This is a genomic window from Streptomyces sp. NPDC056486 (assembly GCF_042795295.1).
In the GTDB taxonomy this organism is placed as follows: Bacteria; Actinomycetota; Actinomycetes; order Streptomycetales; family Streptomycetaceae; genus Streptomyces.
Window position 1 is genome coordinate 1 of the sequence record NZ_JBHTSF010000242.1, and the last position, 9,779, is coordinate 9,779.

The following is a 9,779-nucleotide window of genomic DNA, read 5'->3' on the forward strand; positions in this document are numbered from 1 at the left end:
GACGTAACAACTCCCATTCCTCATCGGTCAGTTCATAGCGTCGGCTCACAATGCCCATCATCCCGCGCAACTACATTGAAGACACGGCCTAGGGCTCCCGGCGGAACAGGGCCGTCCAGAGGAAGGGCTCACCGAAGTACGCGGAGTCGGCCGGTTCGTCGCGCATGCGGCGCAGTTCGACCTCCGTGAGGTCACGGAAGATCCAGCGCAGGGACTCCGGCGTGTAGGCGAGGCCGCCCTGGAGTCCGGACGCGCGGTAGAAGTCCTCGTCGGGCAGTTCGGAACCGGAGCCCGCGTCTCCGGCGGCGAAGCTGGTGAGGGCGAGGTGGCCGCCGGGGGCGAGGGCGCGGTCGAGCAGGGAGAGGTAGCTGACGCGGCGGTGGGGCGGCAAGTGGTGGAAGCAGCCCGAGTCGTGGATCAGGTCGTAGGGGCCGCTCAGCTCGGCTTCCGTGAGGGCGAAGGCGTCACCGCGGTGGAACCGGATGTCCGCCCCGGCCTCGCGGGCCCGCTCCTCGGCCCAGGCGACGGCCGCCGGGGAGAGGTCTACGGCGTCCACCTGGAAGCCCAGGGAGGCCAGATACAGCGCGTTGCGGCCGGGACCGCAGCCCAGATCGAGGGCCCGGCCCGGCGTGAGCAGACCCCGGTCGACGTACGAGGCGAGGTTCTCGTCCGGTTTCGCCACGAAGAACGGCACAGGCCGTTCGCGGTCGGTGTAGAAACCGTCCCACCAGCTTGCCGCGTCAGCGGTCCAGCGGTCGGCTTCTGGCGCGAACAGGCCGTCCATGAGCTTCATGACGTCGTCGACGGTGCGTATGTTCCGGTTCATCCGGACCCCTTTCCACGGGGGTCAAGAATATGGTCGGGCACTACAAAATCCCAGGTCAGGTGCCATGACCGTAAGCCCGTAGGCAGGCGCTGAAGGGGCTGGGAGCGACGTAGAAGGACAGGTCCCCGAAAGAGGTGCGCAGGCGCGCCCACACCGCGCCCAGTGGCCTGGATGAGGGTGTTCAGAGGGTCCCTCACGCAAGGATTTTCGAGATTCTGGATGATCCAACGAATCATTACGTAACCCACCCGGGGGAGGACATCTCCCGGGTCGTACTCCATCGGTAGTAGGACCCAATGCCTGCTGAGGTACGACGACGTGGAGCGAAATCCGCGAGATCGTAGTGGGTATGGAAGCCGACCGTTCGCCGCACCGGACGCCCCGGGCCCACCAGGGGGCGCAACGCAAGCCGTGGAGCACCTCATGAGTGCCCTCACGCTCGCCGTGCTGCTCTCTCTCGTCTCCGCCGTGGCCTACGCGGGCGGGGCCATTCTGCAGGAGCGCGTCGCCGTGAGCACGCCGGAGCGGCGGTACGCCCCGCTGCGCCGCGGCGCCTGGTGGGTCGCCATCGCGCTGAACGGCCTCGGTGCGCTGCTTCACGTGGTGGCGCTCGCGTACGGGCCGCTGAGCCTCGTGCAGCCCCTTGGCGCCCTGACCATAGTCTTCGCCCTGCCGATGGCCGCGCTCTTCGTCCGCCGCAAGGCGGGGGCCACCGCCTGGCGCGGCGCGATCATGGCGACCATAGGTCTTGCCGGGCTGCTCTCGCTGACGCAGTCGGCCGACGCGCAGTCCCTCGACAGCGCCGAGCGGCTCATGGTGGGCCTCATGACCGCGGGCGGCGTGGTGGCGCTCATCGTCCTTGCGCACGCGGTGCACCGGCATCCGGTGGTGCGCAGCGTGCTCCTTGCGAGCGCGGCGGGCGTCGCCTTCGGTATCGCCTCGGTGTTCACCAAGACGGTGGCGGTGGACCTGGAGGCGAACGTACCCCTGACGCATCAGGTGCCGAGCCTCGCCGTGATCGCCGTCCTTGCCTCGGCCGGTGTGCTGATCTCGCAGGCCTCGTACCGGGGCGCGGGCCTGGCGGCGCCGCTGTCGACGGTGACGGTCGTGAATCCGGTCGTGGCGGCCGCGGTGGGCCTCACGCTCTTCGGTGAATCGTTCCGCTACGGCACGGCGGGTACGGCCGTCGCCCTGGGCTTCGGCGTCGTCGCGGCGGGCGGTCTGATCCTGCTGACCACGGAGCGGATCGGCGCGGCGCAGGGTGCTCCGGCGCCGACGGCACCGGTGGCCAAGGGCGGTCCGGTGGCGACGGACACCGTGCCCGTCGAGCCGCGCGCCGACGAACTGCGGGCGGTGCCTTCCCAGCTCCCGACCGGGTCGCACCGACGGGTGCCGTTCCGCCACGGCCGCGAGCACATCGGCTCCTGAGCCGAGCCGGCCCGCACGGCCCGAAGCCCCTGGGAAATCCCAGGGGCTTCGGTCTTTCAAGAGCTCTCTAAGGCCTCGGTCAGTCCGCCTCGGTCCGCGTCAGACCCGGACGCCGCCGGCCCGCAGGTACGCGAGCGGATCGACGTCGGACCCGAATCCGGGCCCCGTCCGCACCTCGAAGTGCAGATGCGGCCCTGTGCTGTTGCCGGTGGACCCCGAGCGCGCGATGCGCTGGCCCGCGCCCACCTTCTGCCCGGCCTTCACGGTGAGCGCCGAGAGATGGCCGTACTGGGAGTACTTGCCGTCGGCGTGCCGGATCACCACTTCGTAGCCGTACGAGCCGCCCCAGCCGGCCGAGACCACCGTGCCCGCGGCGACGGACTTCACCGAAGTGCCGGTGGCCACGGGGAAGTCGACTCCCGTGTGGTAGCCCTTGGACCAGGATCCGCCCGCAGCGCGGTACGGGGTGCTCGGTGAGGCCGCCACGGGTGCGGAGAAGCCCTGTGAGGCCTGGGCGGGCTTCGCTTTCCTCGGCTCTGCCTTCGCCTTCTTGGGCTCGGCCTTCGGCTTCTGCTCGGCCCGCTGCTTCGGCTCCGTCCGCTGCTTGGGCGCGGACTCCTGCTGGTCTGCCTTCTTCTGCGAGGCCTGCAGCGCGAGCCGCTGGCCCGGCGTGATCAGGTCGGGGTCGCCACCGATCGCCTTGCGGTTGGCGTCGTACAACTGCCGCCAGCCACCGCTGACCCGGCGCTCTTCGGCGATCCCGGAGAGCGTGTCGCCGCGGACGACCGTGTACAACTGCCCGCGGCCCGCGGTGGACTGCGGGGTCACTTCCGGCTTGACGTCCTTGGCCTTGCGCTGGGGGGCCTTGGGCTCCGCCTTGTGGCCGCCCATCGGCTTGACGTCGGGCGCGTCGCCGCCCCGCGTCAGGCCCGCCCGCTCCGAGCAGACCGGCCAGGCCCTGGGGCCCTGCGCCTTGAGGACCTTCTCGGCGACGGCTATCTGCTGGTCCTTGGTGGCGCGGTCGGCGCGCGGGGCGTAGGCGGTATCGCCGTACGCCTCCCAGGTGGACTGCGTGAACTGGAGGCCGCCGAAAAAGCCGTTTCCGGTGTTGATGCTCCAGTTGTTGGTGGACTCGCAGGCCGCGACCTTGTTCCAGGTGTCGGCGTCGGCCGCGTCCGCCGTGCCCGTGGCGATCAAGGGGAGCGCCATCCCCGCGCCGCCCGCCGTGACGGTCAACGAGGCACGGTTGATCCGGTTCGGCTGATACCGGCGGTGCCGACCGCGTACGGCCATGGGAGCCCCCTCAGTCACACACATCACAGTCACGTCAGAACAGTCACGTCAGAACAGTCACGTCAGACACACGACAAGGCGGCAAGTTAGCCGGTCCGACCGAACCATGACAAGGGCGCGTGACCAAGAGAGCTCCGCGCCGGTCAGCCCTTCAAGTGCTCCGGGATCCAGCGGAGTTGGACACTCTGCTGGTAGGGGCCACCGCCCTCATGATCGTTGAAGGAGTACACCTCCATCGAACGCTCGGAGCCCGCATAGGAGTTGTGGGCCGCGAACACAGTGGACGGCGGGCACGTCAGGTCCTCGAGAGCCGTCGAGAAGAGCGCGGGCGCCGTGCCCCGCGCGGCGAAGTGCACGCCGTCGAAGTAGGAGAGCGTACGAAAGACGCGCTCCTCGCAGCCGCGCTTCGCCTTCATGTAGAGCGCGATCTCGCGGTACGGCGGGCGGTCCGTGATGGTCGTGGCGCGCGGGAAGTCGCACAGGAACGGCACGTCCGGCGCGATCGCCGCCAGGTCGGGGACGAGCCCGCCGACGGCGAGCGTGATCCCGCCGCCCTGGCTGCCGCCGACCGCGGCGACCCGCGAGGAGTCCACCAGCGGATGTGAACGGGCCGCCTCGACGGCCCGGACGCCGTCCGTGAAGACGCGCCGGTAGTAGTACTCGTGGGGGTCCTCGATGCCGCGCGTCATATAGCCGGGGTAGGCGGGCCCGCTGCCGACCGGGTCGGGGGTGTCGCCCGCCGAACCGCCGCTGCCCTGGCCCCGGGTGTCCATCACGAAGTGCGCGAAGCCCGCCGCCGACCACAGCAGACGCTCGTGCGGGAGACCACGGCCGCCGCCGTATCCGATGTACTCGACGACGGCGGGCAGCGGCTCGGTCGTCCCGGCGGGCAATATCAGCCAACCTTTGACGGGGTGACCGCCGAACCCCGCGAACGTCACGTCGAACACGTCGACCGTGCTCAGGTGCGTGTCGACGGGTTCGAAGCGCGCGTCCAGGTCGTGCTCACGTGCCGCCGAAAGGGTCTTCTCCCAGAAGGCGTCGAAATCCTCGGGCTCGTTCACATCAGGCCGGTAGCGGCGCAGTTCGTCGAGCGGCATGTCGAAATGGGGCACGGGCGGCTCCTCCGTCGGACACAGTGTCGGAATGTCACGCTACGCCGCGGGGCAATACTGGCGAACACCACCGGCACTTCCACTACCAGGAGCCACGGCATGAGCAGCACGTCAGCCCAGATCGGTGTCACGGGCCTCGCGGTCATGGGGCGCAATCTGGCCCGCAACTTCGCACGCAACGGCTACACCGTCGCTCTCCACAACCGCACGGCGGCCAAGACCAAGGCATTGGTCGAGGAGTTCGGCCACGAGGGCGATTTCATCTCCACCGAGACCGCCAAGGAGTTCGTCGCGGCCCTCGAGCGCCCGCGCCGCCTCGTCATCATGGTGAAGGCGGGCGAGCCCACGGACGCCGTCATCAAGGAGTTCGCCCCGCTCATGGAGCCTGGCGACATGATCATCGATGGCGGCAACGCGCACTTCGCGGACACCCGGCGCCGTGAGCGTGAACTGCGCGAGCAGGACATCCACTTCGTCGGCACGGGCGTCTCGGGCGGCGAGGAGGGCGCGCTGCTCGGCCCGAGCATCATGCCGGGCGGCTCCCCCGAGTCGTACGCCTCGCTCGGTCCGATGCTGGAGAAGATCTCGGCGAAGGCCAAGGACGGCTCGCCGTGCGTCACCCACGTCGGCCCGGACGGCGCGGGGCACTTCGTGAAGATGGTGCACAACGGCATCGAGTACGCGGACATGCAGCTGATCGCCGAGGCGTATCAGCTCCTTCGCGATGTGGCGGGCTACTCCCCCGCGCAGATCGCGGACATCTTCCGCACCTGGAACACCGGTCGCCTCGACTCGTATCTGATCGAGATCACGGCGGAGGTCCTGAAGCACGTGGACGCCGCGACGGGCAAGCCGTTCGTGGACGTGGTCCAGGACCAGGCCGAGCAGAAGGGCACCGGTCGCTGGACCGTGCAGATCGCCCTCGACCTGGGCGTTCCGGTGTCGGGCATCGCGGAGGCGGTGTTCGCCCGCTCGCTCTCCGGCCACTCCGAACTGCGCGCGGCTTCACGGGACTTGGCGGGCCCGACGGCACGTCGGCTGAGCGAGGCCGAGGCCGGGGCGTTCGCCGACCAGGTCGAGCAGGCGCTGTACGCATCGAAGATCGTGTCGTACACGCAGGGCTTCCACGAGGTCGCCGCTGGCAGCGAGGAGTACGGCTGGGACATCGACCTGGGCGCGGTCGCCGCCATCTGGCGCGGCGGCTGCATCATCCGCGCAGCCTTCCTGGACCGCATCCGCGCCGCGTACGACACGCGTGCGGATCTGCCGAGCCTGCTCTCGGACAAGACGTTCGCGCAGGAGATCGGCGCGGCCCAGGACGACTGGCGCGCCGTCCTGGTCGCGGCCACCCAGCAGGGTGTCCCCACGCCGGGCTTCTCGGCGGCCCTCGCGTACTACGACGCGCTGCGCGCCGACCGCCTGCCGGCCGCGCTCACGCAGGGGCAGCGGGACTTCTTCGGGGCGCACACCTATCGGCGTACGGACCGCGAGGGTTCGTTCCACACCCTGTGGGGCGGGGACCGCTCGGAGGTGGAGGCCTAGAAGCAGTCGGCCTCGCCGCCCGCCGTCAGACTGGCTTGGGCTCGGTCTCGGGCTCCGGTCCCGGCGGCGGGAGCGGGGTGGGCGGCGGACCCGGCGTGGGCCGCGGCACGGGGCTCGGGCCCGGTCCTGGCGTGGGGCGCTCGGGGTCGGGCACCGGGCTCGGTCCGCCCGGGTCGGGGATCGGGCTCGGCGGCACGGGGTCGGGGTACGGGACGGTCATGTCTCCTCCATCGACGTCGGAGATCGGTCGTGTCCACTCTCTCCCGCCTCGCGTGCCCACGCCCGCCGAGTCCACGCGTCCGCGCGCCGTCCGATCTCAGTCCTGGATACGCCTGAGCCGCATGACGGGGATGTCCCGATCCGTCTTGGCCTGGTAGTCCGCATAGGGCGCGAACAGCTCGACGAGGCCCGGCCAGACCCTGGCCTTGTCCTCGGCCGACAGGGTCTCGGCGCGGGCGGCGAACCGCTCCTCGGTGCCCACGCGCAGCCGTACGTCGGGGTTCTCGACGAGGTTGCGGTACCACAGGGGGTGCTCGTCGGCGCCGCCGTTGGAGGCCACGATGAGGTAGTCGTCGCCGTCGCGGCCGTAGATCAGTACGGTGCGGCGCAACTGCCCCGTGCGCCGACCGCGGTAGTCGAGCAGCAGGCAGGTGACACCCTGCACCCCGGTGCCCTTCGTGCCGCCCGACTCCTCGTACAGACGGGCCTGGTCGGCCACCCAGCCGGTGGGACTGATCACGGCTTCTTCGTCCTGCTGCGCCATGTCCGCTCCTGTGAAGTCGAAGGGTTACGCGGGAGGTGAGCTGTCACTCACCTCCCGCGATCAGCCTACGACTTGGCGTCCGCGACGCACCGGAGAACGGCCGCGCGCAGTCCGGGGCGCGGGCTGGAGATGACGGGCACGGGGAGCGAGGTGCGGTCCGCCGCTTCCACCATGGACGCCTGGGCGAGGACGACGGAGTCGACGCCGTCCAGGGCGTCGACGGCATCCGCGATCAGCCGTGCGTGGCCTTCCCGGTCACCGGCCTCGAACTTCTCCCAGGCGCTGTCCACCAGGACCGTCGTGACGTCGACGGGCCGCCCCGCGCGTGCCGCCTCATCCTCGACGAGGGCGCGGGTCGGGCCGAGGGTGCTCTCCAGGGTGGCGACGACGGCCACGGCCCGCCCCGCGGCCACGGCTGCGGCCGCCATGGGCCGGTCGACCCGCACGAGGGGGACACCGACGGCGGCGGCGCGGGTCTCGGCGACGGCGCCGATCGTCGAGCAGGTGCAGAGCACGACACTCGCTCCCTCGGCGACGGTCCGCACAAGGAGCTCCTGGACATCGTCGGCCACCGCGTCGGGACCCTCGGCACGGGCCCGCGCGAGCAGGTCCTCGTGGACCAGGTGCCGCAGGACGAACCCCGGATGGTCCTGGTCGCGCAACCCCTCGAAGACGGGGATGTGCACGGGCGACGTGTGCAGCAGGGCGAGCGTCATCGGATCTCCTGGAGGTCGTGCACGGCCTGCGGGCTACGTGCCATGTCGTCGGCGCCCGGCACCGGCGCGGCCGCGTCGTCGCCGAGGGCCACGATGCGGTTGTCCTCGCCGTCCACGTGCACGACCTTGGGCCGCAGCGTGCGGGCCTCCGCGTCGTCGACCTGGGCGTAGCTGATGATGATCACCCTGTCGCCGGGGTGCACGAGGTGCGCCGCCGCGCCGTTGATACCGATGACGCCGCTGCCGCGTTCGCCCTCGATGGTGTACGTCTCCAGGCGGGCGCCGTTGGTGATGTCGACGATGTGCACGAGCTCGCCCGGCAGCAGGTCGGCGGCGTCGAGAAGGTCGGCGTCGATGGTGACGGAGCCTACGTAGTGCAGGTCGGCCTGGGTCACCGTGGCGCGGTGGATCTTGGACTTGAACATGGTACGCAGCATTGAGGTACCCCTGAATCTAGGCTCCCTGCCCGCGTTATTGCAGGTCAAGGGCTGTTTCTACATCCTACAACGAGTCGCGTACTCGGGCAGCTTTCCCTAAGTTTCCCAGGGCTCATGCTGACCGAATGCCGACTTTCCTGATGACCCATCAGGCATCGAGAAGAACACTCGGGATCACCCGCACATCCTTGGAGGTGTTCCTCCTTGGAGGTGTTCCTCCTTGGAGGTGCTCCTCACGATGGATCCCGATCGGCGTGCGCGACGGCCCTCAAAGGCTCTCGTGACCACGAGATGTCCGTGCTCAGATCCTCAGGATCCAGTGTCTCGTGTGTTCAACATCAGGGGTCAAGGCCCCATGCGACCGTCACGGGTTCGCCTTCGCAGCGTCACTCTCCACGGAACGAGAGCCGGAGCCCGCACAAGACCTCCACAGCCAACCTGCCTCTGAGCCAACAGGTGTGACGGAACGGTGCTGTTCGGCCGAGCGGGGAACCATTCCGCCCGCATCGATCATCTGATCTTGTGACGCGAAAAACAGAAAGGGACATCATCCAGAGGTGGGGAGTTGACGAGTCGCATGACGACACGTCGACGCAGCAGCAACGCAAGCGGGGCGCGCACGGCGGCGCTCGCCACAGACATGCGCAGCGAAGATCCTTGACTACCTTGCGATGAGATACGGCCGGGAGAGCATGCCCTCCCGGGGCCGTCGGCCGGTTGACCGTTGGAACCCTCCTCCCCGGTCGGCGTCCTTGCCGGAGGGAACCCGGTAATCCCGGTTTCCCTCGTCCGGTGTGTCCGGCTACCCACATCCCCCTGCCTGTTGCGCTCACAGTGCTGCCCGTACATGACACAGAACAGACTCAGGTGAACTCCATGCCTTCTTCCGACACCCTCGAAACCATCGACGACATACGCTGCCGCTTCTTTCCCGTGCACCTTCCGGGCGCGGGCAGCGGAGTCGGCCGGTGCGTCGACGAAGCGACGTTCCGGGAGGCGGTCGGACAGATCTACGCCTCCGTCTTCCCCGATCGGGACACCTACCCGTACCGCCCCAAGTCGGGAGAACTGGTCGCCGAGTACCGGACGCTCCACCAGGAGCGGATCCTCATCGAGGACGGCGACGGAAAGCTGATGGGGTGGCTGAAGGGACGGATGGCGGACCCCGATACCTTCTACCTGGGCACGAGCGGAATGCTGCCCGAATACCGGGCGCAGCGCATCGCCGCCCTCTGCTACGTCAAGCTGCTGGACTACCTGCAGGCGCTCGGATACGAGCGTGTGACGTCGGAGCACCACCCGAGCAACCGCACCGCGATGATCTTCCAGTTGAAGCACGGATTCAGCATCGAGGGCATGAGCCTGGACGAGCGCTGGGGCCCCATGGTCAAGATGGTGCGCTTCTTCGACAAGGACCGCCAGGCCGAGTTCGACAGGCGCTTCGGCTTCGAGCAGTACCCGAAGACGGCCTGACCGCGTTCTCCACCCACGCGCCGCACACCACGGCCGGCCCCCGGCCTCCCGACAGGACGAGCGGCGGCGGCGGACGGAGCCGCCCCCCCGGGGCGGGGCCGGGGCCGGGCCCGCGTAACGGCCCCCCCCCCCCGCCCCGCCCCCCTGGGGGGGGGAGGGGCATACCAAACGGCGGGGCCACGGCAG

General features: G+C 69.6%; 10 protein-coding genes. 3 read left to right on the plus strand and 7 right to left on the minus strand.

Going from position 1 to position 9,779, the window contains the following annotated elements; translation table 11 throughout:
* Positions 1-88: 88 nt before the first annotated feature.
* Positions 89-826 carry a class I SAM-dependent methyltransferase gene (locus ACFQ7F_RS43425; RefSeq protein WP_383284426.1) on the minus strand — a complete coding sequence of 246 codons (738 nt, stop codon included), beginning with the start codon at positions 824-826 and terminating at the stop codon, positions 89-91.
* Between the two features lie 423 nt (positions 827-1,249).
* Between ACFQ7F_RS43425 and ACFQ7F_RS43430 the strand changes: the two genes are divergently transcribed.
* Complete coding sequence (locus ACFQ7F_RS43430; RefSeq protein ID WP_383284429.1) at positions 1,250-2,254, plus strand: DMT family transporter; 1,005 nt, start codon at positions 1,250-1,252, stop codon at positions 2,252-2,254.
* A 99-nt stretch (positions 2,255-2,353) separates the two neighbouring features.
* Here the strand turns inward: ACFQ7F_RS43430 and ACFQ7F_RS43435 are convergent, their stop codons facing one another.
* Positions 2,354-3,547: a transglycosylase family protein gene (locus tag ACFQ7F_RS43435; RefSeq protein ID WP_383284432.1), complete on the minus strand. Its 1,194-nt coding sequence runs from the start codon at positions 3,545-3,547 to the stop codon at positions 2,354-2,356.
* A gap of 143 nt (positions 3,548-3,690) precedes the next feature.
* Positions 3,691-4,662 (minus strand): acetylxylan esterase, encoded by a 972-nt coding sequence (locus ACFQ7F_RS43440; protein ID WP_383284435.1) that lies wholly within the window; start codon positions 4,660-4,662, stop codon positions 3,691-3,693.
* Positions 4,663-4,761: 99 nt separating this feature from the next.
* Between ACFQ7F_RS43440 and gndA the strand changes: the two genes are divergently transcribed.
* Complete coding sequence (gene gndA / locus ACFQ7F_RS43445) at positions 4,762-6,204, plus strand: NADP-dependent phosphogluconate dehydrogenase (RefSeq protein ID WP_383284438.1); 1,443 nt, start codon at positions 4,762-4,764, stop codon at positions 6,202-6,204.
* A 25-nt stretch (positions 6,205-6,229) separates the two neighbouring features.
* Here the strand turns inward: gndA and ACFQ7F_RS43450 are convergent, their stop codons facing one another.
* From ACFQ7F_RS43450 to panD, 4 genes are all read right to left on the minus strand, one after another.
* Positions 6,230-6,424 carry a hypothetical protein gene (locus tag ACFQ7F_RS43450; protein WP_383284441.1) on the minus strand — a complete coding sequence of 65 codons (195 nt, stop codon included), beginning with the start codon at positions 6,422-6,424 and terminating at the stop codon, positions 6,230-6,232.
* 96 nt (positions 6,425-6,520) lie between these two features.
* A complete protein-coding gene (locus ACFQ7F_RS43455; RefSeq protein WP_383284444.1) occupies positions 6,521-6,967 on the minus strand; it encodes a nitroreductase family deazaflavin-dependent oxidoreductase in 447 nt (148 codons plus the stop codon).
* A gap of 65 nt (positions 6,968-7,032) precedes the next feature.
* Entirely contained in the window at positions 7,033-7,683 is a 651-nt protein-coding gene (locus ACFQ7F_RS43460) for an aspartate/glutamate racemase family protein (RefSeq protein ID WP_383284447.1), read from the minus strand.
* Positions 7,680-8,120 (minus strand): aspartate 1-decarboxylase, encoded by a 441-nt coding sequence (panD, locus tag ACFQ7F_RS43465; protein ID WP_383284450.1) that lies wholly within the window; start codon positions 8,118-8,120, stop codon positions 7,680-7,682. The genes ACFQ7F_RS43460 and panD overlap by 4 nt, the downstream gene beginning before the upstream one ends.
* A gap of 876 nt (positions 8,121-8,996) precedes the next feature.
* Here panD and ACFQ7F_RS43470 point away from each other — a divergent pair.
* A complete protein-coding gene (locus ACFQ7F_RS43470; protein WP_383284453.1) occupies positions 8,997-9,593 on the plus strand; it encodes a GNAT family N-acetyltransferase in 597 nt (198 codons plus the stop codon).
* Positions 9,594-9,779 lie beyond the last annotated feature (186 nt).

Bases quoted from the DNA above. Each gene is read 5' to 3' on its own strand.
- ACFQ7F_RS43425 (WP_383284426.1), bottom strand. From the start codon at position 826: ATGAACCGGAACATACGCACCGTCGACGACGTCATGAAGCTCATGGAC.
- ACFQ7F_RS43430 (WP_383284429.1), top strand. From the start codon at position 1,250: ATGAGTGCCCTCACGCTCGCCGTGCTGCTCTCTCTCGTCTCCGCCGTG.
- ACFQ7F_RS43435 (WP_383284432.1), bottom strand. From the start codon at position 3,547: ATGGCCGTACGCGGTCGGCACCGCCGGTATCAGCCGAACCGGATCAAC.
- gndA (WP_383284438.1), top strand. From the start codon at position 4,762: ATGAGCAGCACGTCAGCCCAGATCGGTGTCACGGGCCTCGCGGTCATG.
- ACFQ7F_RS43450 (WP_383284441.1), bottom strand. From the start codon at position 6,424: ATGACCGTCCCGTACCCCGACCCCGTGCCGCCGAGCCCGATCCCCGAC.
- ACFQ7F_RS43455 (WP_383284444.1), bottom strand. From the start codon at position 6,967: ATGGCGCAGCAGGACGAAGAAGCCGTGATCAGTCCCACCGGCTGGGTG.
- ACFQ7F_RS43460 (WP_383284447.1), bottom strand. From the start codon at position 7,683: ATGACGCTCGCCCTGCTGCACACGTCGCCCGTGCACATCCCCGTCTTC.
- panD (WP_383284450.1), bottom strand. From the start codon at position 8,120: ATGCTGCGTACCATGTTCAAGTCCAAGATCCACCGCGCCACGGTGACC.
- ACFQ7F_RS43470 (WP_383284453.1), top strand. From the start codon at position 8,997: ATGCCTTCTTCCGACACCCTCGAAACCATCGACGACATACGCTGCCGC.